Origin of the sequence: Sorangium sp. So ce1335, from assembly GCF_051521615.1 — a bacterium.
Classification (GTDB): Bacteria; Myxococcota_A; Polyangia; order Polyangiales; family Polyangiaceae; genus Sorangium.
Genome location: NZ_CP150363.1, coordinates 2106838 through 2128891 on the forward strand (window position 1 = coordinate 2106838; position 22054 = coordinate 2128891).

A 22054-nucleotide genomic window follows, 5' to 3' on the forward strand; every position below is an offset into this window, starting at 1 on the left:
GATCCGCTCGCTGCCCTTGCCCCCGAACGCGGCCGTGCGCCGCGCTCATTCCCGCGCCGCCGCGGCCGGCGCGTCCGCGGCCGGCGCGTCCGCGGGCGGCGCCCCCGCGGACAGCGCCGCCTCGCGCCCGCCCTCCGAGAAGTCGAGGTCGATCCCGACGATCTTCATGAGCCGCAGCGCGTTCGCGCTCGTCACGACGCCGGGCTTCAGCTTGTAGTCGAACGTCATCCTGTCATCGACCACGAGCTCCTCGAAGTGCATGTTGCGCACCCGGCCCGAGGTCTCTTGCTCCAGCACCGCGAGCCCCATGTCGTGCGACGACACCGCGCCGATCGCCCCCCGCTCCACGAGGTGACGCACGACCGCCCTCGCCCCGATCTGGCGCTCCCGCGCGTTCGTGCCGTGGAGGATCTCGTCGAGCAGGAACAGCACCCGCTCGCCGGCGTTCACCCCGTCGACGACGCGCTTCAGGCGGGTCAGCTCGGCGTAGAAGTGCGAGACGCCGTGCTCGAGCGAGTCCTTGATCCGCATGCTCGTCCGCACGCGGACCGGCGACAGCGACAGCGACGACGCGCAGACCGGCGCGCCGGCGAGGGCGAGCGCGGCGTTCACCCCGATCGCGCGCAGCAGCGTGCTCTTGCCCGACATGTTCGAGCCCGTCACGAGCAGCGCCGCGCCCGCGCCCTCCAGCGCGACGTCGTTCGTCACCCGGCGATCGCGCGGCAGGAGCGGGTGCCCGAGGTCCGTCGCCGCGAAGCGGGGCTCGCCGTCCCGCACCTCGGGGTAGGCGTAGTCGGGGTTCTCGTGCGCGAACGTCGCGAGGCTCGCGAGCGCCTCCACCTGGCCGAGCGTCCGCATCCACGCCTTCACGTGCCGGCCCGCGCGCAGCTTCCACCGCTCGAGGGCGAGCGCGCACCACACGTCCCAGAGCAGGAAGATGTCGGCGATCAGGTGGATGAGCCCGCTGTGGCGCAGGTCCGCGTAGCCCACCCGGGTCTCGAGCGCCGTCATCTCGCGCGAGGCGAGCGCGCCCGAGGGCCCGGCGAGCGTCGCCTTGAGCTCGTTCAGGAGCGCCGACGAGAACGCCTGCTGCTCGATGCGCGCGAGCAGCGGCCGGTACCGCGCGAACGGCGCCTCGCGCGACGACGCCGCGGCGATGATCGGCGCGATCACGGGCCGCAGCAGCGCCAGCACGAGGAACTGGGCGCCGAGCGGCAGGAGCCACGCGTGGCGCAGCAGCCCGGGGGTGGCCTCCGGGAAGAGCCTCGGCGCCGCGAGCAGCGCGAGCGTCAGCGGCACGAGCACCTTCGCCGCGGTCACGAGCGCGCCCACCGGGAGGCCGCCGGGGCGCGCCCCCGCGTCGATCAGCGCCGGGGGCGCCTCGGCCCACGCGATGAGCGGGGCGGCCTCGCGCCCGCGCGCCCCCGCCTGCATCCCCTCGACGGCGAAGTCCTCCCGGAACGCGCCGAGGCCGGCGAGCTCGCGCACCGCCTCCTGCCGCGCCGCCACCTCGGGCGCCGTCGCGGGCTCCGTGAGCCAGGCCGCGAGCGTGGCCTCCCCCTCGCCGGTCTGGGCCACGTCGAGGAGCTGGAACAGCGACGCCTGCCCGAACACGTCGAGATCGCCCGCGTAGTCGTGGTCGGGGACGGCGAAGCGGTCGCCCCGCTCCGGGAAATCGGCGAAATCGCCGACCACGCGCCGCTTGCCGCGCTCGTGGAGCCCGATGCGCTGCTCGACCTCCGTCATCCGGGTGACGAGCCGCGCGTGCGCCACGAGCAGCCCGACGAAGACCGCGGTCACCGCCGCGGCCGCGTACGAGACCCACCGCGGCACGTCCCCGAAGAGCGCGTACCCCCCGGCCACCGCCGCGGCAACGAACGAGACCCCGCGCAGGAGCGAGAACGTCCTCGAGCGGCGCTCGAGCGCGCCTGCCTCGGCGCGCAGGATCGACAGGCGATCGTCGTAGGCGGACAGGACGCGTTGCGCGACGGAGGGGGCGGGCGGCTCCACGGGGCGCTGTCCATAGGCCACCGCCGGCCGTGCTTCCAGCGGGAGGGGCGGGTCCTCACACGGAGGCCACGAAACCGTGGGGGCGTCCTGGCCGGCTGCTCGTACAATGGCGCCATGGATCAGAACCTGCTGGAACGCCTCAAGGCGTACACCGTCGTCGTCGCGGACACCGGCGACATCAACTCGATCGAGAAGTTCCGCCCGCAGGACGCGACGACGAACCCGTCGCTCATCACCGCGGCGGCCCAGATGCCCGAGTACACCGACATCGTGGCCGGCGCGCTCGCGTGGGCGCAGAAGGAGGCCGCGCGCGGCAAGGAGCCGGGCGACGCCGTGAGCCTCGCGTTCGACCGGCTGGCCGTCGACTTCGGCCTGCGCATCCTGAAGATCATCCCGGGCCGCGTCTCGACCGAGGTCGACGCGCGCCTGTCCTACGACACCCAGGCGACGATCGAGAAGGGCCGGCGCATCGTGCGCCTCTACGAGGAGGCCGGCGTCTCGCGCGAGCGCGTCCTCATCAAGATCGCCTCCACCTGGGAGGGCATCCGCGCCGCGGAGGTCCTCGAGAAGGAGGGCATCCACTGCAACCTGACGCTGCTCTTCGGCCTGCACCAGGCGATCGCGTGCGCCGAGGCGGGCGTGACGCTCATCTCGCCGTTCGTCGGGCGCATCCTCGACTGGTACCTGAAGGACACGGGCCGCACGAGCTACGCGCCGGCCGAGGACCCGGGCGTCGTCTCGGTGACGCGGATCTACAACTACTACAAGAAGCACGGGTACAAGACCGAGGTCATGGGCGCGAGCTTCCGCAACATCGACGAGATCAAGGAGCTCGCCGGCAGCGACCTGCTCACGATCTCGCCGAAGCTGCTCGCAGAGCTCTCCGCCGCGCGCGGCGAGCTGCCGAGGAAGCTCGACCCCGCGGCGGCCCGCGCCATGAACATCGAGAAGATCGCGATGGATGAGGCGACGTTCCGCGCGATGCACGCGGCCGACCGGATGGCGACCGACAAGCTCAGCGAGGGCATCGACGGCTTCGCGAAGGCGCTCGCCGCGCTCGAGGTCCTGCTCCGCGAGCGCCTCCAGAAGACGGCCGCGTCCTGAGGCCGGGTGGGCGCGCACGGGCGCGGGGCGAGGCCCGGCGGAGTCAGGGCCGACGCTCCGCGCCGCGCGCCCCGCGCGCGCGCCCCGCGCGCGCGCCCCGCGCGCGCGCCCCGCGCGCGCGCCCCGCGCGCGCGCCCCGCGCGCGCGCCCCGCGCGCGCGCCCCGCGCGCGCGCCCCGCGCGCGCGCCTCACGGGAGACGCGCCGCGCTGGAGAGGGAAGAAGGCGGAGGGCCGGCTTGCGTGCGGCCCTTGCGGTCTTCTAGGATTCGTGAACCTGGATTGCTCTCGGGACCGCATCCGGCTGCCCTCGAAGGAGCGCTCCGGATGCGGTTCGCTGTCCCGGTCGCCGGTGGAGCTGCCCCTGGCGTCACGTCATCGAGGAGGCGACGCTTGAAGCTCACGTCACAGGAGTACTGGGAGAACCACTGGAAGAGCTACCTCGGCACCGAGGACCTGGGCGGCGGCTGCGAGATCTACGACGACGTGGCGCCCTTCCTGCCGCGCGGAGAGGGTTTGTCGTTCCTCGAGATCGGGTGTGCGCCGGGCCGCATCCTCGCCGACTTCTGCGGGCGCCACGGGTACACGGCGAACGGCCTCGATTACGCCTGCGACCCGGCGATCATCGAGCAGGAGCTCACGAAGCGCGGCATCCGGGTGGGCAGGATCGAGAAGGGGGACTTCTTCTCCTGGAAACCCGCGGAAAAATTCGATATTGTTGCTTCCTTCGGGTTCATCGAGCACTTCGAGGACGCGGGGTGGGTGGTGGATCGGCACTTCGAGATGGTGAAGCCGGGAGGCACCGTGGTCGTGGGGATGCCGAACTTCGCCGGCGGGCAGCGGGCGCTCCACTGGCTGTTCGACCGCAAGAACCTGAAGGGCCACAACACCCGCATCATGAACCTGCCGTTCCTCGAGGCCGCCGCCCGCCGCAACGGCGCCGAGATCGTCCAGGCGCGCTACACGGGCGGCCACTTCGGCTTCTGGCTGGACGATGAGGCGCCGCTCCTGGCGCGGCGTGTCGTCTGGAAGGTCGTCCCGCCCCTCAAGGCGCTCGCGCGCCGCCTCGTCCCCGGCGAGACGAACCCCTGGTTTTCTCCCTTCCTGTTCGCCATCTACAGAGCACCCGCCGCCGCAGGGGCGGCGGACGCCTGACCTCCCGATGAGCGAGCCCACCGAACCCATCGCCTCCCCGCCGGCCGTCCGGGACGCGGACGCCGACCGCCGCTTCCGCGAGTGCGCGCAGCGCCACGGCTGGGATCCGGACGACGCGTGGGTGGGGGGGTACGTCGACTGGGAGTGGCGGCACAGCCGCCACGCGTTCGACGACCTCTTCACCTCGGTCCGCGGCAAGAAGGTGCTCGAGTTCGGCTGCCACCTGGGCGGGACGGCGATCGTCCTCGCGACCCTGGGGGCGGAGGTGACCGCGATCGACGTCGATCCGCCGTACGTGGAGCTGACCCGGCTGAACGCCGAGCGCCACGGCGTCGCGGACAGGATCCGCGTCGTGCACGTCCCCGACACGACCTCGATGCCGTTCGCGGACCGTGAGTTCGATCTCGTCTCGTGCAACAGCGTGCTCGAGTACATCCCGCCCGGCGCCCTCGGCGCCGTCCAGCGCGAGATCGACCGGGTGCTCCAGACGTGGGGGTTCATCGTCATCCTGGGGACGAGCAACCGCCTCTGGCCGGTCGAGCAGCACAGCGGCCGCGCGCTCATGAACTACGTGCCTCGCCCGCTGCGCCCGCTCTTTCCGGGCAAGTCGATCTACAGCGTATTCCCCTGGCAGCTCCGGCGGGGGTTCGGGGATTACGCGGACATCTCGCAGCAGGATCGGGGCCGGCTCATCGTGGACCTCAAGGCCAAGATGGGCATGTCCGGGCCGCGGCTCATGGCCTTCTCTGCGGCGAACCGGGTGCTCGGCCCGCTCGGGGTGCACGTGGGCTACGTGGCGCCGACGATCACGATGGTTCTTCAGAAGCGCGGTGAGGGAGGTACAGGCGATGGCTGACGGGAGGACGCGGGTCTACATCACCGTGGACGTGGAGTGCGCCGAAGAGCGCATCATGGGCGACAGCGTCTCTCCCGCGATGGGCTACGACCTCCGCATCTGGGGCCGCTTCGTCAACCAGCGCGATCCCCTCGGCATCGAGCTCATCATGCGCGAGCTCGAGGCGTACGGGCAGCGCGGGACGTTCTTCGTCGAGGCGATCGGGTCGTACAGCTTCGGGATGGAGGGGCTCACGAACGTGTGCCAGGCGATCCACGGCCGCGGCCACGACGTCCAGCTCCACGTGCACCCGGTGCAGCGGCGCGCGGACTGGCACTCCCGGGGCGAGCCCCGCGTCTCGGACGACATCGCCGACTACCCGGTCGAGGAGCAGACGCGGCTCCTCCTCGAGGGGCGCGACCTGCTCGTTCGCGCGGGCGTCCCCGCGGGCGAGCTGCTCGGCTACCGCGCCGGCAACTTCGGCGCGAACAACGACACCTGGCGCGCGATGAAGCTGGCGGGGCTCGTGCTGAGCAGCAACTACAACCCCTGCTACTTCACCAAGAACTGCAAGATGCAGTATCCCGGCGCGCGGCTCGGCCTCTTCGAGACGCCCGAGCGCGGCGTGTACGAGCTGCCGGTCACGAACTTCATCGAGCCGACGAAGCGCTTCAAGCACCTCCAGATCACGGCGGTGACGCTCGACGAGATCAAGCATTGTCTCCTGCGCTATCGCGCTCTCGGGGTGAAGGAGGTCACGCTGGTGACCCACTCGTTCGAGTTCTACTTCCTCGACTCGGCGGCGGAGCGCCGCGGCTACCCGAACCGGCTGAACGTGGAGCGGCTCCGCGGCCTCTGCCGGTTCCTCAAGGAGAACTCGAAGGATTTCGAGGTGGACACCGTGGGCGCCCTCGCCCGCCGGCTCGCGGACGCGGCGCCCGACGCGCGCGACGCCGACGAGAGCGCGCCGCCCTCGCTCGAGTTCCCCCAGTCGAACGCCATCCACCACGCCCGCCGCGTCGTCGAGCAGGCGTACAAGCGCGTCGCCCAGCGGTTCAACTTCGGCTAGCGGCGGCCCGGCCGCGCGGTCGATCCGCCGCGCGCGCCGCGCGGCGGCCCGGGATCGCCCGGCGCCGGCGCTCTTGCGCCCTCGCCCGGCGCGCCGGTGCTAAGTAGCGCGCATGCGGCTCACCGGACAGATCCACGTTTCGCTCAAGGGCAGCATCATCCAGCGCAACCCCACCCTCTGGGAGCGGCTGAAGCGCGGCTTCGGCGCCACGGTGGACCTCGACACAGATCGCCTGCGCGTCGAGCTCGAGGCCACCGCCGTGGTCGACCAGGTGCGGCGGGCGCTCGGCCAGCTCGGGATCGGCAACGCCCTCTCGCTCGTCATCGACGATACCGTCATCTTCCAGGACACCGACGGCAAGCCGGACGACCTGCCCGACCTCGTGCTCGCGCTGTCCGAGCACGCCGCCGTGTTCGGGCGCGGCTTCCAGGAGCTCCGGTTCGCCGCCGAGCACGAGGAGGTGGGGCTCCACCTCGTCATCGAGACGCGGGCGCGCACCGAGCACGCCGACGACGAGCCGACGGGGATCATCTCCGTCGGAGGCCGCGTGCAGGACCTCGAGCCGCGCGCCGGCGAGTCCGCGGACGACTACCGCCGCCGCGTCGAGCCCCTCGCCAAGGACCCGGCGCTGTTCGAGGCGGCGCGGCTGCAGTTCGAGTCGTTCGTCGGGCGGCTCGAGGGCGCCCTCAAGGCGGCGATGCCGGAGGCGCGCGTGGAGCACCACCACGCCGACGCGCGCGTCGTGCACGCGCCCGCGGGCGACGGCGCGGCCGCGCAGCAGCCCTCGAGTCCCACGCAGCCGGGCTATGACCCGTTCCTCGTCTATTACCCGCCCAGCCCGCTCGGGATGATGCTCGACGTGATGCTGATCTCGTCGTTCATGCACATGATGATGCCGCCTCACGTGATGTTCGTGACCCCGGCGGGCATGCCGCTCGGCACGGCGCAGGAGGCCGCGGCCAATCCCGAGCTCCTGAACGCCGCCGCGCCCGGAACAGACGGTGCCGACGACGCAGGCGACGCGGACGACGCGGGCGACACGGACGCCGGCGGGGACGACGGCGACCCGTGGGGCGATGACGGCGGCGGCCTGGATGACGGCGGGTTCGACGGCGATCTCGGCGACTTCGGCGATTGAGCCGGGATCGCCGGCGCGGCCCTCCGCGCCAGCGCGCTGAAGGCGCGCCGCGCGAGGGCCTCCGCGCCCCGACGCCGCCGCGCCTGCGCAGCGATACGACGGTCGAGCGTGCTCATCCGTCATGGACGACGACTGCCAATCATGGTACGGCCTATTACGGCCGTGACCCGCGCTGGCGTGGAGTTCCTCCTGCTGGCGTGTTGGAGGTCGCGCGCGCCGAACCCTGAGCAGGAGATCGCATGAACAAGAGCGAGGCGGCGCTGGGCAAGCAGCCGCAGGTGGCGGGCGGGGGAGATCCGGAGATCGCCCGCGAGGTCCGCGCCATCATTGCAGAGCGATGCGGAATGAGCGTTGATGCCGTGACTCCCGACCTGTCGCTCGAGAGCGGCCTCGGCGTGGATTCGCTGGCGCTCATCGAGGTCAACGTCGCGCTGGAGGAGCGATTCCAGATCGTGGCGCCCGATTTCGCGGCGCCCGATCAGGCGCAGATCAGCACGGTGGGCGACGTGATCGCCTTCGTCGAGGCGCAGCTCGCGGCGCGGGGCGGCCGGGGAGGGGCGCCGTGATCGCCCCGCGCACGCGCGCCGAGCGCGAGGCCGCCGCCCGCACGCCCGAGGAGCAGCGGGAGCACGAGCGGCGGGAGGTGGCCGCCCATTACCAGAACGACCCGGAGATCTTCTCCATGGTCCTCGACAGCCGCCTGGCCTACGCGACGGGCATCTTCCTCGACCCCGGCGAGGACCTCGAGGCGGCGCAGGCGCGCAAGTTCGACTGGGTCCGCCGCGAGCTCGACATCCAGCCCGGCGAGCGCGTCCTCGACGTCGGGTGCGGCTGGGGCTCGAACCTCATCTATCTGGCGGAGCACACCGGCGGGATCTTCCGGGGCGTCACGCTGAGCGACAAGCAGCGGGAAGAGGCGCTCCGCCGGGCCGACCGCGCGGGCGTCGCGTCGCGGGTCCGCATCGACCTCGCGCACATCGAGGACGTCGACCTCGAGCCCGAGTCGCTCGACGCCGTGCTCTTCGTCGGCAGCATCGTCCACATGCACAACCGCGAGCGGATCCACCAGAAGATCGCCGCCGCGCTGCGCCCGGGCGGCCGCCTGCTGATCTCGGACTGCTACTTCCCGGCGCGCGCCCGCGGCGACCGGGAGAGCGCTGCCACCCAGTACATCTTCGTCCAGGCGCTCGGGTATTGCCGCCTCATCTCGCTCGCCGAGGAGCTCGGGCTGATCGAGCAGGCCGGGCTCGACGTCCGGCGCGTCGAGGATCTCACGAGCTCGTACGTGCACACGGTCGCCCGGTGGATCGACAACGTGCGCGCGAACCGCGCCCGGATCGACGCGCGCGCGCCCGGCTTCTCGCGGCTGCTCCAGACGTACATGACCGTGGGCCGGCTCTCCTTCGCGCGCCGCACAGCGCTCGAGTACATGATCGTGGCGACGAAGGGCGGCGGCGGCCGCGAGCGCCTCGGCGTCGCGCCCTCGCCCGAGCCGAGGCGCGCGCCGTGAGCCGCGGGCCTTCTGCGCGGACGGTCGCGGGCCTGCTCAGGGCGCGCGCCGAGGCGACGCCGGAGCGGTTCGGGTTCTACCACAAGCAGCAGGGCGAGTTCGTCGGCTGGTCGTGGGCGGAGTACTGGCGCCGCGCGCGCGCGGCGGCGTCGGGGCTCGTCGAGGCCGGCGTGCGCCCGGGCGATCGCGTGCTGCTGCTCGTGACGGACGTCGAGGTGGCGGTGCCGTGCCTCTTCGGCGTCTGGGTGCTCGGCGCGGTGCCGATCCAGGTCGGGGTGCCGTACCGGCTCACGGACGTCGGCGCGTTCCTCGGCGAGCTCAGGCGCACGGCCGCGCGGGTCGGCGCGCGCGCGCTCGTCGTCTCGTCCGCGCTGCTCGGCTTCGCGCAGGGCGAGGGCGGGGCGGACGATCTCCTGCAGCTCGCCGCCGAGCCGCTGCTCGACGCGCCCGTGGCGGCGTCGCTGCCCGATCCGGACGCCGCGCCGGGCCCTGCGCTCATCCAGCTCACGAGCGGCAGCACCGGGCACCCGCGCGGCGTCGTCATCCCGCACGAGCGGCTGATGCTGCACCTCGACGCGATGAGCCAGCGGCTCCCGGTGCGCGGCGAGGGCGCGGGGGGCGTCTCGTGGCTGCCGCTGCACCACGACATGGGGCTCGTGGGCGGGCTGCTCTTCCCGCTCTTCAACGACTTCCCCGTGCACATGCTCTCGCCGCTGGAGTTCCGGACGCGGCCGTTCTCGTGGCTCTCGGACATGTCGAGCATCCGCGGGGTCATCTCGCTGGGGCCGCCGAGCGCCTACTCCATCTGCATCGGGCTCGCTCGCCGCGCCGTCGAGGCGGGGCTCGACCTCGGCGCGTGGCGGTGCGCGATGATCGGCGCCGAGCCGATCTCGCCGGCGCTGCTCCGGCGCTTCGCCGAGGCGTTCGCGCCGTGCGGCTTCCGCATCGAGGCGTTCTTCCCCGTCTACGGGCTGGCCGAGGCGACCGTCGCCGTGACCTTCCCCGACCTGCTCGCCCCGCCGCGCGTCCTCACGCTGGATCGCGGCGTGCTCGAGCGCGAGGGCCGCGTGGAGGAGGCCGCGCCGGGGCCGCTCGCGCTGGAGCTCGTCGGCGTCGGCAGGCCGATCCCGCACACGGAGATCCGGATCGTGGACGCCGGGCGCAACGCGGTGCCGGAGCGCACGGTGGGGGAGATCGAGGTGCGCTCCGAGACGGTGATGGAGGGGTACTTCGACGATCCCGAGGCGACCGGCGAGGCGCTGGCCGACGGGTGGCTGCGCACGGGCGATCTCGGGTTCGTCGATCGCGGGACGCTGTTCGTCACCGGCCGGAAGAAGGAGGTGATCATCAAGGGCGGACACACGATGATCCCCGCGGTGATCGAGGAGATCGCGTCCCGGGTGGACGGCGTCCGGGCCGGGTGCGTTGTCGCGGTCGGGCTGTATGTCGAGGAGCGCCAGACCGAGTCGGTGTACGTCGTCGCGGAGACGCGCGCCGAGGCCTCGGAGCACGCCGGGCTCGCGGAGCGCGTGCGCGAGACGCTGCGGGCGAACGGGGTCACCGTGGACCAGGTCGTGCTGGTTCCGCCGGGGGAGCTGCCCAAGACGACGAGCGGGAAGCTGCGACGCCGCGAGGTGGCGGAGCGGCTGCGGGCGGGGGCGCTTCGTTGAAGGGATGTCCGGAAGAGGGCTTTTCTGTTCGCCATCGACGAAGGACAGACTCGTCGTGATCCGGCTGATTTTGCGGGCGTCGAAGGGGGGCGCGCGATAGATCCCGGAATCGCTCTCCGGAGCACAACCGAACGGGGCCGTCCATGTTGAGCCGCCCGAGAGACCACAAGTCCACCTGTCCCGCGCCGCTTTCGCCCGAGGCGCGCGCGTGGGAGCTGGAGCAGCTCCGGGCGCTCGGCCTCGACGACGACGACTGGAGCTCGGACGACCAGTGCCCCTTCTGTGCCGGACGGCCCCTGTCCGCGGAGATCAAGCGAGAGCACGGGTGAGCGGCGCGGCGAGCGCCTGCGTGGCAGGCGCTCGATACGCGTGCGTCACTCGGCGATCTTCGCCTTCACCCACTTGCCCGACTCGGTGAGATCGTTGTCGGTCCAGTTGCCCATGGCGTTGGCCCTGGGCTCGAGGGCGGAGCACGCCTCGGCCTTGTCGCCGAGCGACCAGTTGGCCCAGCTGATGTTGTGCGCCTCGAGGAAGTCGAGCCAGGTCTGCGTCTCGCCGAAATCGATCGTGCCGTCGCCGGTGGCCTCGCAGGTGCCCCACTCGGTCACGAAGAGCGCCAGTCCCTTGTCGATGGCGCGCTGCGCCTTGTCGCGCAGGAAGCCCTTGTGCGTGCTGGCGTAGAAGTGAAGGGTGTACGCCACGTTCGGATCGCTGAGGGGGCTGTCCGCGGCGACGTCCACGTCCTGCGACCAGTTCGGCGAGCCGACGATGACGAGGTTGTTGGCGCCCTGGCCCCGGATCTCGGCGATCACCGTCTGCGCATACGACTTCACGGCGGGCCAGTTGTTCGTGTTGAGCGGCTCGTTGAAGACCTCGAAGATCACGTTGGGCACGTTCTTGTAGGTCTGCGCCACCTCGCGGAAGTAGCTCTTCGCCTGCTCCAGGTGGTCCTGCGCGTTGTGATCGTGCCAGTCGAGGATCACATAAATGCCCTTCGCGATCGCCGCGTCGGCGACGGTCTTCGCCTTGGCCTTCTGGGCGCCTGCGTCCTCGAGGTACCCGCCTTCGTTCTCGATGCCCATCGCGGCGCGGATGACGGTCGCGCGCCAGTTGTCCGCGACCGCGTTGACGACGTTGGCGTTGTAGTAGTTGCTCCACTGGCTCCAGAACAGGCTCATGCCCTTGAGCTGGACCGGCACGCCGTGCTCGCCGACGATGTTGCCGTTCATGACCCGGAGCTGCCCGTGCCGCTCCACCGGCGTCCCGTTCGTGGGCACCATCCCGGTGCTCGAGCTCGTCGTCGTCGCCATATCCCCCGAGCTTGTCGAGCTCGCCGAGGTCGCCGAGCTCGCCGAGCTCGCCGAGGTCGTCGAGCTCGCCGACGTTGACGTTGTCGAGCTCGCCGAGGTCGTCGAGCTCGCCGAGGCTCCCGTCGTCGCCCCGCCGCCCCCTGCGCCGCCCGCGCCGTCGTCCGTCGACGAGTCACCGCAGCCGATCAGCATGGCTGCCTGAAGCGCAACCACCGCGAGGCCGAATGACCACGTCGACCTGCCAAGCACACCTCCAAGCGAAACGCTCTTCATCATGTCCTCCAAGGGAAGTTCCGGATGGCGCGGCATTAAAAGGGCAGTCCAGCGCCATGGCAAGCCCTCTGCAAACCATTAGTTAAGAGGCTGAACTTATGCCGGGGTTGTAGTCCAACGTACGTGCAATCGCCTGCATCTCCGACGGCGGGCGGCCGTCGCGTGAGGCAAGGCGTTCACGCGCGCCGATTTGACCGAGCTGCGGTGTGCAAGCAATTGGAATTTTTCCGCAAGACGCGTGCCAGCCCTTCGCACCGCGCGAGCGGGCGCTGCTGCGCTGCGTCTTTGCCCACCGCGTGGCGTCGGCGCCGCATCGAAACCGATGCGGAATCAGCGCGGACCACGGTGTCCGCCTTGGTGGTCAGGTGACCACCCTGGTCAACCGCCCATCCATGCGCAGAGCATCGATATCACCACAGATAGGGAGGACGAGCACTCCCGAAATGTCAAGGGTCGAGTGACTCGCTCCGCCCGCGAGATCGCCGCGGGGTGCTGTCTTTCCCAGTCTTTCCCAGTCTTTCCCTCTCTTTTCCCTGAGCACGGCAGGAGAGCCCACCGTCGGCCTCCGGAGAGGGTGTTCGCGGCGCGGGGAGGGCCGATGTCCGAGCCCCGCCCTCTCCGGAGGCCGGGCAGTCCGGAACACGTCACCTGGGCACCGGCACAGGCGGGGGCTCGTCGTCCGGCGCGATGCACGCCGACAGGTCGAACAGCATGAAGAGCAGCGCCTTCTCCTGCGCCGTCAGCTCGTGGTGCTCGCCGTCGCGGCTCTCGCACCCGCTCGGGAACGGCGCCCCCGCCACGTCGGTCGTCGCCACGTGGATGTCCGTGTACACGAACCGGCCGCACTGCGCCTCTTCCGGCGACCCGATCGGCGTGTTGAACGTGAAGTACTTCACCCCCGCCTTCGCCTCGAGCGTCGGGTGCGCCTCGTTGAACAGCCACCGCGTCGCGATCTCCTCGTTCACCGAGTCGACCCAGTGCTGAGGATCGTCGATCAAGATCTGCCCGGGCTCCCTCGACGCCTCCACCGCGACGAGCCAGTCCCGGAGCGCCTCGCCCTTCGGGAACGTCGTGTCCACGAGCACCGGGAGCTCGTCGTCCGGATCGCTCTCCTCGTTCCAGTCCGCCGTCTCGGGGAACCGCCCCGGCCCGAGCCGGAGCCACGTGTTGTGCCAGTGCGACGCGAACACCCGCCCCCCCGCGGAGGCGTAGTCGAACATCGCTTGCAGCGCCGCCTGCGGCTTGTCGGCCCTGAACTCGGACCCCTCGCACGACAGGATCACCATGTCGTACTGGCTCAGGTTGTCGAGCGAGCCCCAGAACGACCGCGCCGTGGAGAAGCTCGCCCCGTCGTTCAGCCCGTCCCGGTACCGGCTCGTCGCCTTGCGGCCCTCGATCGCGCGCCCCGTGAACAGGTTCACCCGCCCGTCCCCCGTCTCCGGCGTGAACTCCGACGCGTCGATCCCCATCTTGTAGAGCAGACACTCCAGCACGTCCGCCCCGCCCGTGGTCAGCGCGATCTTCGGGATATGCCCCTCCGACTTGTTCCGGGGTAGCCGGATCGCGCCGTCCTCTAGCGGGTTGTCGACGCACGCCTCCACCCTCGGCAGCGTGATCTTGCGCCGCCATTTGCCGATCTGGACGACCAGCGGGATGTCCTCTCCGACCGGCACGTCCTCCAGCACGAATCGCCCTTTCGTGTCCGTCAGCGCGGTCGCGATCGGATCCCCGGAGAGCGTCACGTTGCACCGGTCGCAGCTCGCTCCGTCGGTGATGGGATCAAGCTCGCTGTTCGGGACATAGACGATCACGTTGTACAGCGGGACCTTGCCCGCGGGCTCGTACACCGTGCCGCTCACCGTGGTCTTGCCGCCGGCCGCGCACTGGATCTGCTGGCACTCGAGCCCCTCGCACCCGCCGGTCCCGACCGGAGATCCGCCGCCCCCCGGGTAGAAAGGGATCCCCCCGAAGCCGCCCCCCGCGTCCGGCTCGGCGCCAGCGGCGCCAGCGGCGCCGCCGCCGCCGGCGCTGGACGCGCTCGCGGGCGTCCCGCCGGGGTCGCCGCAAGAGCATCCGGCGATGAGGGCCGGCGCGATCGCCGCCGAGGCCAGGAGCCATCCTGCGCTGCCATGCAATCTCCCCATTCGAGCCTCCCGGCGCGGAGGGGCGAGGCTGCCCTGTTCCGCCCATTGGCAGGGTAATCGACGCGAGGGGGAACCGGGAAGGGATAACCCGGCAAGGCTGCGAGGAGGGACACGATTCGGCGTCTCGCCTCCTGCGAGCGCGGCTCTCCTCTCCAGCGCCGTCAGGGCGGGGCGCTGCGCCGTTCGTCTCGCGCGCTGCTCGGGTGTCGCGCGGCCCGCGCAGGCCGTGCGCGGACGGGCGATGACGGCCCCCACCGCCGTCCAGCCGACGCGACAGCGCCGCGCCGCTGTCGCGGGCGGCGCGGACGGCCAGCGAACCGCCATTGCGTCAGCGCGGGCGGCCAGCGGACCGCGATGTGGGAATCGCTCTCACCGGGCTCACCGGGCCGCGTTCCGTCATGGCGAGACGCTTCCTGGCAGAGTAGGATGCCGCGCCTTGCAATCAGTCATTCCTGCTCCTTCTCCGTCTCTTCCTCGCCCCCGCCTGCTCGAGATCACCTGGCCCATCTTCAGCGAGCACCTGCTGCACATGCTCGTCGGGGTGTTCGGCGTGTGGCTGGTCAGCCGCCTCTCGGACGAGGCGGCCGCCGCCTACGGGCTGTCCAACCAGATCATGTTGACCTTCATGATCACCTTTCGCTTCGTCAGCGTCGGAGCGACCGTGGTGGTCACTCAGTATCTCGGCGCGCGCGATCGCGCCGGCGCCGAGCAGGTCGCGCGGGCGTCGCTCGCGGCCAACGTCTGGCTGGGCCTGCTGAGCTGCGCCGTCATCGCGGTCGGCGCGGGCCCCCTGCTCGAGCTGATGCGCCTGCCGCCATCGCTGTTCCCGATGGCGCAGCCCTACCTGATGGCGGTCGGCGTGATGCTCGCGTTCGACGCGGTGAACTTCTCGATGGGCTCGGTGCTGCGCGCGCACACCTATACCCGCGACACGCTGCGCCTCATCATCGTCATGTACGTCGTGCAGCTCGCGCTCAGCCTGCCGCTCATGTTCGGCGTCGCCGGGCTGCCCGGGTTCGGCATGAGCGGGCTCGCGCTCGCCGCGATCATCGCGCGCGCGTGCTCGTTCTGGATGCACCGCCAGCTCTGGATCGCGCGCCTCGGCATCCGCCCGACGTTCGAGGACTTCTGGCGCATCCGCCCCGATCGCCTCCGCGAGATGCTGCACATCGGCCTGCCCGGGGCCGGCGAGAACGTGGTCTATCGGATCAGCTTCATGATGATCCTCGCCATGGTCGCCGACATGGGGCCGACCGCGCTCACCACGCACACGTACACGATGCAGATCGTGCACTTCCTGATCCTGTTCGCCCTGGCGATCGGCTTCGGGACCGAGATCGTCGTCGGGCACTGCGTCGGCGCGGGCGAGCTGCACGGCGCCGACCGCCAGGTGCGCGGCGGCCTCGTGATCGGCCTGTGCGTGTGCGTCACCGTGGTGCTCGCCGTCGCGCTGGTGGGCCCGCGCCTGCTCGGCCTGTTCACGTCCGATCCGCAGGTGATCGCCACGGGCTCCACGCTGCTCTGGCTCAACCTGCTCGTCGAGCCGGGCCGCACGATCAACCTCGTGGTCATCAACGGGCTCCGCGCCGCCGGCGACGCGCGCTTTCCGGTCGGATTCGGCGTCTTCTCGATGTTCGCCGTGGCGGTCGGCCTGTCGTGGCTGCTCGGCGTGCGCCTCGGCTGGGGCCTCGCCGGCGTCTGGGTCGCCTACGCCGCGGACGAGTGGGTGCGCGGTCTGGCCATGAGCGCGCGCTGGCACCTCCGCGGCTGGGTGCCCCACGCGCGGAGCACCCTCCGCCGCGTGCGGCTCCACAGCCGCCCCACGTGATCGCGCGTCCGCGCACCGTCACGCGCGATCACGCGCCGTCCGCCAACTCCCCACCTGTCTCCGCTCCGTAGGTGGCATGTCTGTTGCTGCGACCTCGCGCAAAGGAGACACGCCATGGCTCAAGAAGAGCGCACGAAGGAAGGACAGGGCCCCGAGAGCCCCGCCGCCAGCCCGCCCGGCTACGGCGGGATCTCCGAGGGGACCGTGGGCGACCCGGGCGGAGCGGGGCAGAATGGAGCAGCGCCGGCGCGCCCTGCGGCGCCGCCGCAGGGGGACGCCGGCGGCCCGGAAGCGCGCGAGCAGGCGGCGCGCGGCGAGGACATCAACGAGGGCGACGCGGCCCCCGGGTCCGCCGGAACGCCGCGCGACGGCGGTTCGTGCAACGAGGTGATCCCCGGCGTGCTCGACCACAGCAAGCCGCTGAACCCGGAGTCGAGCGCCGAGCACAAGAGCAGCTGGCCCGACGAGGGCGCGACAGGCGAAGCGGGCGCTGGGTGACACGCGCCGGGTGACACCCGCCGGGCACGCTGGATGGCCGGGACAACCCGCCTGCCGCCCGGAACCGCCGAGCTCCGGAAGGGCGTGGCGAGCAGCGAGAGGCCGACAAGGCGGGCGACGGACACCTATCCCGGTGGGGAGCTCACCTTCTCGGTCACGGCCGTGCAGAGCGCGGCGACGCCGCGCCTCGGCACGGTGACGAGCTTCTCGCGGAACGCGTCGCGCCTGTCCGTATAGAGCTTCGACACCTTGTGCGAGAGGATCGTCGAGCTCCAGACCGCGACAACGTCGGCCCAGCGGAGGTCGGCGTCTGCCTTTGCCGCGTTGCGGTGACCTTCCCCGTCGACGATGCGGACGTCGAGCTCGCCCGAGAGGAGCTGGCGCAGGTCCTCGGCCGTGCCCGGACCCCCGCCGACGACGAGCAGCCGCCGGAGCCCGCGCGCGCGGAACGCCTCGATCATCGCGAGCGCCGCGCGCTTGTTCGCAGAGCTGCCGCACATGTCGCAAACTGCATCGGCGCCCACCTCGACGACGCGCACCCCGGCCTTCTCGGGCAGCTTCGCGCACTCGGCGCAGCGGCGCTCGACCGGGTCCGGCTCGGGCGCGGGCGGCGGCGTCCGGCCGAGCGCCTGCTGCGCCCGCGCCGCGATGTCCGCAGGGAGGAAATCCGCAGGATGCCGGAGGTCCGCGGCGGGCGCGTTGTCCGCGAGCCAGACGAGCAGCTCGGTCTCCGAGACGTTCAGGGAACGTGCGAGGTTGCGCACACGGACGGATCGCGCCATTGCGGGGCGACTGTGACATGTGCGGGGCGGTGGCGCCCTGCCCGATCGAAGCGTCCGCCGGAAACTCGCCGCGTCCGGTGTGGTGCCCCGCTGCTCAGTCGAGGGCGGCGGCGCGGCGCAGCCCGTGCCGCTGGAGGAGGCGGTGGAGGTACATGCGGTCGAGCCCCGCCTTGCGTGCGGCGCGGCTTACATTGCCGTTCGACCACTCGAGCAGGGCGGCGAGGTAGTCGCGCTCGAACCTGTCGATGATGGCGTCCTTCGCCTCCTTGAACGGCATCTCGATGTCGGCGACGCCCGGCGCGGCTGGCGGGGCGGCGGGCGCGGCGCCCGGCGCGGGGCTGCGCTCGGCCGGCGCGCCCGCCCCCATGGAGGCGCCGTCGCCGAGCACCACGCGGCGCTCGACGTAGTTCCGGAGCTCCCGCACGTTGCCGGGCCAGTCGTGACGCTTCATGTCCTCGATCACCTCGGGGGGGAAGAGGGACATCTTGTCGATGGCGCCGAGCTCGTTGAGGAAGCACTGGACGAGCACGAGGATGTCCTCCTTGCGCTCCCGGAGCGGCGGGACGCGCACGGTGAGCACCGAGAGGCGGTAATACAGGTCCTCGCGAAACCGGCCGCTGTTCACCTCGCGCTCGAGGCGCCGGTTCGTGGCGGCGATGACGCGGATATCGACCTTGCGAACGCGGCTCTCGCCGAGCCGCCGCACCTCGCGCGAGGCGAGGGCGCGGAGGAGCTTCGGCTGCATCTCCAGCGGCAGCTCGCCGATCTCGTCGAGGAAGACGGTGCCGCCGTCGGCCTCCTCGAAGGCGCCGGCGCGGTCGCGCGAGGCGCCGGTGAACGAGCCGCGCACGTGGCCGAACAGCTCGCTCTCGATGAGGTTCGGCGAGATGGCGCCGCAATCGACGATGACGAGCGGCTTGTTGGCGCGCGCGCTGCGCTGGACCAGCTCGGTGGCGATCACCTCCTTGCCGGTGCCGTTTTCGCCCTCGATGAGCACGTCGGGCGTGCTCTTCGCCACGCGCTCGAGGAGGGGGAAGAGGCGCCGCATGGGGACCGACACGCCCTGGAGCGCCCCGAAGCTCGGCGCGCGCGCGAGCTCGGTCTCGACGGCGTCGGCGTCGCGGATGCGCACGACGGAGTCGCCGAGCTCGAGGCGGCACTCCGGCAGGACGTCGGCGTCCCGCACGCGGACGCCCGCGATGTACGTCCCGTTGCGCGACCCGACGTCGGTGAGGCGGAAGCTCGACTGGGTACGCTCGAGGATGCAGTGGAAGCGCGACACGGCGCGGTCGGCGAGCACGAGGTCGTTGCTCGGGTGGGAGCCGATGCGGATGAAGTCGCCCTCGAGGACCACCGATCGGCTCGCGGGCTTGTCCGCCTCGCGCTCGACGCAGAGATCGAGGCGAGGCACCGCCACCACCCCGGCCTTCGTCGTGGGCTCCGTGACGGCGGTGACGCCGCGGAGCTCGGCGTCGTCGGGCGTGGCGGGGGGGCGCGGCATGCGCGTCATCTTACATGACTTGCCTGACGCGAGAGACCGCTGTTGCGCCAGGTGGCCTGTGCCTGGCTCAGGGCGCGGCGTCGCCTGCCACCTTGAGCCACACGACGGTCGCTCCCCAGCCGCCGCGCGAGGCCGGGGCGTCGCGGAAGCCGTCCACGGCCGGGTGGCGCGAGAGGACGCTCCGGACGATCCGCCGCTGCACGCCCTTGCCGCGGCCGTGGATGATCCGCACCTCGCGGAACCCGCGCTGCTGCGCCTCGTGGAGGTACTCCTCGACGACGGAGGCGACGTCGCGCGGGGCGAACGTGTGCAGGTCGATCGCGTCCTCGATCGGCATGACCACGACCTCGTCGCCGGGCACGCCGGACGGCTCGGGCTCCGGCGGCTCGGCGGCGGTGTCGGGTGACGCGGGCGCGCGGGGCGAGGGCGCGCGGGCGAGCCAGGCGAGGAGTCGGCGGAGCATCCGCGCGGTGTAGCCGAGCCCGCGCCGGCCGCCACCGGAGGGCGCCGCGGCCGCGCCGGGCGGCGCGCCCGTCGTTGATAGGACACCTTGCACATATGACACAGGTGTATTATGAAACGTGTGTCATGTCGCTCCGCGGCGCCATCCTGGGGTTCCTCTCGCTCGAGCCGACGAGCGGCTACACGCTGAAACAGCGCTTCGACGGGTCGGTGCGGTCGTTCTGGACCGTGACCCAGAGCCAGATCTACCGGGAGCTGCACGCGCTCGAGGGCGAGGGGCTCGTCGAGGCCACGACGATGCCGGGGGACGGCAAGCCCGACCGGAAGGTGTACGCGCTGACGGAGCCCGGCCGCGCGGCGCTCAAGGCGTGGCTCGAGGAGCCGCTCGAGCCGCTCCTGCTGCGGCACCCGCTGCTGCTCAAGCTGGTGTTCGCGGCGCAGGTGCCCCCGAGGAAGCTCGACGACCTCCTGGCGAGGTACGCCCGGGAGATCGAGGCGACGAAGACGGATTACGAGGGGAGGCTGGGGGACCCGCGCATCTTCTCGCTCGCGCGCTCTTCGCGCGAGCGCGACCTGTGGCGCCTGAGCATCGAGCACGGGCTCGCGTGGTGCGACGCGGAGCTCCGGTGGATCGAGCGCGCCCGCGGCGAGCTGTCGGCGGAACGAGGAGGACAGAAGAGATGGAACCGAAAGGCAAAGTGATCATCGTGACGGGCGCTTCCTCGGGCATCGGGCTCGCGAGCGCGAGGGCGCTCGCGCGGGAGGGGGCGCGCGTGGTCCTCGCCGCGCGGTCGATGGCCGCGCTGTCGAGGGAGGCCGACAGCATCGTCCGCGAGGGCGGGAGCGCCGTGCCGGTCGCGATGGACGTCACGTCCGACGCCTCGGTCGGGGCGGCGGTGGCGTCGATCCTGGAGCGGTTCGGGCGCATCGATGTCGTCGTCAACAACGCCGGCAACGGCGGCAGGTTGTCTCTCTGGGAGTCGACGGACGGGGCGTTCACGCGCGCGATGTTCGATGTCCACGTGTTCGGGATGGAGCGCGTCACGCGGGCTGTCCTGCCGGCGATGCTGGCGCAGGGCTCGGGCACGGTCGTGAACGTCGCCTCGACGGTGGCGTGGGTGCCCATGCCGGCCGCCGCGGCGTACTGCGCGGCGAAGGCCGCGGTCGTCGCCTTCTCCGAGTCGCTGCGAGGCGAGCTCGAGGGGCGCGGCGTCCGGGTGACCGTCTTCGCTCCCCCGCACACGAGCACCGACGCCGGCAACGACTGGCCCCTCGAGGGGCCGCAGGTCTTCGCGCCCGCGTGGGTGGCCGATCAGCTCGTCGAGACGCTCCGCCGGGACCGGCGCAGCTTCCTCGCGGGCGCGTCGAACCGCAGCCTGCTCGTGCTCCAGCGGATCGCGCCCGCCCTCGCGGCGCGCATCATGAAGGACATCGGGCTGCGCGCCGAGGCGAAGAGCGCCGCCAGGATGCGCGGCGCCGACGACGCGGCGAGGCGCCCGCCCCGGCTCGACACAGCGTGACGGCGCCCTGGATCTCCCGCGCCCCGATCACGGCTCGTCGGGATGGTCGGGCGGCCCGCTCACGGGCAAGCTCAGCCGGAACGTCGCGCCCCCGCCGGGAGGGGAGTTCACGGTCAACGTGGCCCCGTGGGCGGCGGCGACCCTGCTCGCCAGGTAGAGCCCGAGGCCGACGCCCGACGCGCTCCCGCCGGTGACGAAGCGATCGAAGATCCTGGGAAGCAGCTCCGGCGGCACGCCGGCCCCGTGGTCGATGACATCGACGTGGACGTACTCCTGGCCGGCTTGCAGCTCGGTGCTGAGCTTGATGAGGACCCATCTCCCGGCGGGCGAGTGTTTGATCGCGTTGCTGACGAGGTTCTCCAGCGCCTGCCGCAGACGGCCCCTGTCCGCCACGACGGAGAGCTCCGGCGGGCCCTCGACGCGGACCTCGACGGTCGGCGTCCCGAGCGCCCGGGCGGTCTCCTTCGCCAGCGCCACGAGGTCCATGGGCGCTGGCGCGATCTCGAAGATCCCCCGCTCGAGGCGCCCGACGTCCAGCAGATCCGCGGTCATGCGGCCGAGCCGCTCGATCGTGTCGATCGCCCGGTCGCAGTCGCGGAGATCGTCGCCTCGGCCGTCGATCTCCGCGCGCCGGCGGATCAGCTCGGTGCGGCTCATGAGCGGGCTCAGGTAGTTTCGCAGATCGTGCGCCAGCACGGTGATCAGCTCCTCGGCGGCCTGGCGCCGGCCCTGCGCGAGCGCGGCGGAGGTGACCTTCTCGACGAGCTCCGCCCGGTGCGTCAGCGCGCCGATCCAGTGCGCGACAGCGCCGAGGAAGCGGACATCGTCGTCGGAGAAGAACTCCGGCGCGGCCGACTGGGCGGAGACGACCCCGCGCCGCTCGCCCTCGACGACGAGCGGGACCGCGATGTGCGACCGGACCCCGAGCTCGTGGACAAGGCCGGGCAGCTCGCCGGATACCTGGTCCGCGTGTCCGGTGATGTGGGGATTGCCGCTCGTGAAGACGCCGGCGACCGAGCCGCCGTTGGCGACCGGGCTGACGTCGAGGCCGAGCGATCGCTGGAGCCGCCCCATCGGCGTGTTGCTCGTGCCCAGGGCGCGCAGCGTCTTTCTGCTGGGATCAAAGAGGAAGATGTCGATCTTGTCGGCGCCGAACGCGCTGGCGAGGAGCTCACTCGCCTGGTTGAGCGACTGTCGCAGGTCGGCTGCCGGGAGCTCGAGCAGGCGTTCGAGCGTCGCCATCGCCCT

Annotated in this window: 21 protein-coding genes; 14 read left to right on the top strand and 7 right to left on the bottom strand. The window is 71.8% G+C overall.

Features of this window, described 5'->3' with window-relative positions; all coding sequences use genetic code 11:
• Positions 1–45 precede the first annotated feature (45 nt).
• On the bottom strand, positions 46–2010 hold the full coding sequence (locus WMF24_RS07805) for a MutS family DNA mismatch repair protein (protein ID WP_437735736.1): 1965 nt from the start codon (positions 2008–2010) through the stop codon (positions 46–48).
• A 114-nt stretch (positions 2011–2124) separates the two neighbouring features.
• On the opposite strand from WMF24_RS07805, the gene WMF24_RS07810 reads away from it, so the two are divergent.
• The 9 genes from WMF24_RS07810 to WMF24_RS07850 all read left to right on the top strand — a co-directional run bounded on the left by WMF24_RS07810 (position 2125) and on the right by WMF24_RS07850 (position 10817).
• Positions 2125–3114, top strand: coding sequence for a transaldolase (locus WMF24_RS07810; RefSeq protein WP_437735737.1), 990 nt, complete (start codon positions 2125–2127; stop codon positions 3112–3114).
• Positions 3115–3504: 390 nt separating this feature from the next.
• Entirely contained in the window at positions 3505–4266 is a 762-nt protein-coding gene (locus WMF24_RS07815; protein WP_437735738.1) for a class I SAM-dependent methyltransferase, read from the top strand.
• Positions 4267–4273: 7 nt separating this feature from the next.
• On the top strand, positions 4274–5122 hold the full coding sequence (locus WMF24_RS07820) for a class I SAM-dependent methyltransferase (RefSeq protein WP_437735739.1): 849 nt from the start codon (positions 4274–4276) through the stop codon (positions 5120–5122).
• Positions 5115–6170, top strand: a complete 1056-nt coding sequence (locus WMF24_RS07825; protein ID WP_437735740.1) for a polysaccharide deacetylase family protein — start codon at positions 5115–5117, stop codon at positions 6168–6170. Before WMF24_RS07820 ends, WMF24_RS07825 begins: the two co-directional genes overlap by 8 nt.
• A 112-nt stretch (positions 6171–6282) precedes the next feature.
• On the top strand, positions 6283–7308 hold the full coding sequence (locus WMF24_RS07830) for a hypothetical protein (protein ID WP_437735741.1): 1026 nt from the start codon (positions 6283–6285) through the stop codon (positions 7306–7308).
• 239 nt (positions 7309–7547) lie between these two features.
• Complete coding sequence (locus WMF24_RS07835; protein WP_061615764.1) at positions 7548–7874, top strand: acyl carrier protein; 327 nt, start codon at positions 7548–7550, stop codon at positions 7872–7874.
• Positions 7871–8818 carry an SAM-dependent methyltransferase gene (locus WMF24_RS07840; protein WP_437735742.1) on the top strand — a complete coding sequence of 316 codons (948 nt, stop codon included), beginning with the start codon at positions 7871–7873 and terminating at the stop codon, positions 8816–8818. Before WMF24_RS07835 ends, WMF24_RS07840 begins: the two co-directional genes overlap by 4 nt.
• On the top strand, positions 8815–10488 hold the full coding sequence (locus WMF24_RS07845; protein ID WP_437735743.1) for an AMP-binding protein: 1674 nt from the start codon (positions 8815–8817) through the stop codon (positions 10486–10488). The genes WMF24_RS07840 and WMF24_RS07845 overlap by 4 nt, the downstream gene beginning before the upstream one ends.
• Before the next feature lie 143 nt (positions 10489–10631).
• Positions 10632–10817, top strand: coding sequence for a hypothetical protein (locus WMF24_RS07850; RefSeq protein ID WP_437735744.1), 186 nt, complete (start codon positions 10632–10634; stop codon positions 10815–10817).
• 45 nt (positions 10818–10862) lie between these two features.
• Here the strand turns inward: WMF24_RS07850 and WMF24_RS07855 are convergent, their stop codons facing one another.
• On the bottom strand, positions 10863–11768 hold the full coding sequence (locus tag WMF24_RS07855; RefSeq protein ID WP_437735745.1) for a glycoside hydrolase family 5 protein: 906 nt from the start codon (positions 11766–11768) through the stop codon (positions 10863–10865).
• Here WMF24_RS07855 and WMF24_RS07860 point away from each other — a divergent pair.
• A complete protein-coding gene (locus WMF24_RS07860) occupies positions 11758–12000 on the top strand; it encodes a hypothetical protein (RefSeq protein WP_437735746.1) in 243 nt (80 codons plus the stop codon). The two genes, WMF24_RS07855 and WMF24_RS07860, sit on opposite strands and share 11 nt — an antisense overlap.
• 715 nt (positions 12001–12715) lie before the next feature.
• On the opposite strand, the gene WMF24_RS07865 is transcribed toward WMF24_RS07860, so the two are convergent.
• Entirely contained in the window at positions 12716–14215 is a 1500-nt protein-coding gene (locus WMF24_RS07865; RefSeq protein ID WP_437735747.1) for a carboxypeptidase regulatory-like domain-containing protein, read from the bottom strand.
• Positions 14216–14651: 436 nt separating this feature from the next.
• Here WMF24_RS07865 and WMF24_RS07870 point away from each other — a divergent pair, with 436 nt between their 5' ends.
• Both WMF24_RS07870 and WMF24_RS07875 read left to right on the top strand, forming a co-directional pair.
• The gene (locus tag WMF24_RS07870) at positions 14652–16043 is read left to right on the top strand and encodes an MATE family efflux transporter (protein ID WP_437735748.1); all 1392 of its coding nucleotides are present in this window, start codon (positions 14652–14654) and stop codon (positions 16041–16043) included.
• A 114-nt stretch (positions 16044–16157) separates the two neighbouring features.
• Positions 16158–16541, top strand: a complete 384-nt coding sequence (locus tag WMF24_RS07875; protein ID WP_437735749.1) for a hypothetical protein — start codon at positions 16158–16160, stop codon at positions 16539–16541.
• A 125-nt stretch (positions 16542–16666) separates the two neighbouring features.
• Here the strand turns inward: WMF24_RS07875 and WMF24_RS07880 are convergent, their stop codons facing one another.
• From WMF24_RS07880 to WMF24_RS07890, 3 genes are all read right to left on the bottom strand, one after another.
• Positions 16667–17305, bottom strand: coding sequence for a hypothetical protein (locus tag WMF24_RS07880; RefSeq protein ID WP_437735750.1), 639 nt, complete (start codon positions 17303–17305; stop codon positions 16667–16669).
• A 112-nt stretch (positions 17306–17417) separates the two neighbouring features.
• Positions 17418–18824 carry a sigma 54-interacting transcriptional regulator gene (locus tag WMF24_RS07885; RefSeq protein WP_437735751.1) on the bottom strand — a complete coding sequence of 469 codons (1407 nt, stop codon included), beginning with the start codon at positions 18822–18824 and terminating at the stop codon, positions 17418–17420.
• A gap of 67 nt (positions 18825–18891) precedes the next feature.
• Complete coding sequence (locus WMF24_RS07890) at positions 18892–19287, bottom strand: Smr/MutS family protein (RefSeq protein ID WP_437735752.1); 396 nt, start codon at positions 19285–19287, stop codon at positions 18892–18894.
• Between the two features lie 125 nt (positions 19288–19412).
• Here WMF24_RS07890 and WMF24_RS07895 point away from each other — a divergent pair, with 125 nt between their 5' ends.
• Together WMF24_RS07895 and WMF24_RS07900 are read left to right on the top strand one after the other, a co-directional pair.
• Positions 19413–19988: a helix-turn-helix transcriptional regulator gene (locus tag WMF24_RS07895; protein ID WP_437735753.1), complete on the top strand. Its 576-nt coding sequence runs from the start codon at positions 19413–19415 to the stop codon at positions 19986–19988.
• The gene (locus tag WMF24_RS07900; RefSeq protein ID WP_437735754.1) at positions 19967–20806 is read left to right on the top strand and encodes an SDR family NAD(P)-dependent oxidoreductase; all 840 of its coding nucleotides are present in this window, start codon (positions 19967–19969) and stop codon (positions 20804–20806) included. The genes WMF24_RS07895 and WMF24_RS07900 overlap by 22 nt, the downstream gene beginning before the upstream one ends.
• A gap of 27 nt (positions 20807–20833) precedes the next feature.
• Here WMF24_RS07900 and WMF24_RS07905 read toward each other — a convergent pair whose 3' ends face one another.
• On the bottom strand, positions 20834–22048 hold the full coding sequence (locus tag WMF24_RS07905) for an ATP-binding protein (RefSeq protein WP_437735755.1): 1215 nt from the start codon (positions 22046–22048) through the stop codon (positions 20834–20836).
• Positions 22049–22054 lie beyond the last annotated feature (6 nt).

What these genes read in the sequence shown, in the direction of transcription:
- WMF24_RS07855 (WP_437735745.1), bottom strand. Translation starts at nt 11,768, where the DNA reads ATGGTGCCCACGAACGGGACGCCGGTGGAGCGGCACGGGCAGCTCCGG.
- WMF24_RS07875 (WP_437735749.1), top strand. Translation starts at nt 16,158, where the DNA reads ATGGCTCAAGAAGAGCGCACGAAGGAAGGACAGGGCCCCGAGAGCCCC.
- WMF24_RS07885 (WP_437735751.1), bottom strand. Translation starts at nt 18,824, where the DNA reads ATGCCGCGCCCCCCCGCCACGCCCGACGACGCCGAGCTCCGCGGCGTC.
- WMF24_RS07895 (WP_437735753.1), top strand. Translation starts at nt 19,413, where the DNA reads ATGTCGCTCCGCGGCGCCATCCTGGGGTTCCTCTCGCTCGAGCCGACG.
- WMF24_RS07905 (WP_437735755.1), bottom strand. Translation starts at nt 22,048, where the DNA reads ATGGCGACGCTCGAACGCCTGCTCGAGCTCCCGGCAGCCGACCTGCGA.
- WMF24_RS07890 (WP_437735752.1), bottom strand. Translation starts at nt 19,287, where the DNA reads ATGCTCCGCCGACTCCTCGCCTGGCTCGCCCGCGCGCCCTCGCCCCGC.
- WMF24_RS07830 (WP_437735741.1), top strand. Translation starts at nt 6,283, where the DNA reads ATGCGGCTCACCGGACAGATCCACGTTTCGCTCAAGGGCAGCATCATC.
- WMF24_RS07900 (WP_437735754.1), top strand. Translation starts at nt 19,967, where the DNA reads ATGGAACCGAAAGGCAAAGTGATCATCGTGACGGGCGCTTCCTCGGGC.
- WMF24_RS07810 (WP_437735737.1), top strand. Translation starts at nt 2,125, where the DNA reads ATGGATCAGAACCTGCTGGAACGCCTCAAGGCGTACACCGTCGTCGTC.
- WMF24_RS07835 (WP_061615764.1), top strand. Translation starts at nt 7,548, where the DNA reads ATGAACAAGAGCGAGGCGGCGCTGGGCAAGCAGCCGCAGGTGGCGGGC.
- WMF24_RS07865 (WP_437735747.1), bottom strand. Translation starts at nt 14,215, where the DNA reads ATGGGGAGATTGCATGGCAGCGCAGGATGGCTCCTGGCCTCGGCGGCG.
- WMF24_RS07825 (WP_437735740.1), top strand. Translation starts at nt 5,115, where the DNA reads ATGGCTGACGGGAGGACGCGGGTCTACATCACCGTGGACGTGGAGTGC.
- WMF24_RS07820 (WP_437735739.1), top strand. Translation starts at nt 4,274, where the DNA reads ATGAGCGAGCCCACCGAACCCATCGCCTCCCCGCCGGCCGTCCGGGAC.
- WMF24_RS07850 (WP_437735744.1), top strand. Translation starts at nt 10,632, where the DNA reads ATGTTGAGCCGCCCGAGAGACCACAAGTCCACCTGTCCCGCGCCGCTT.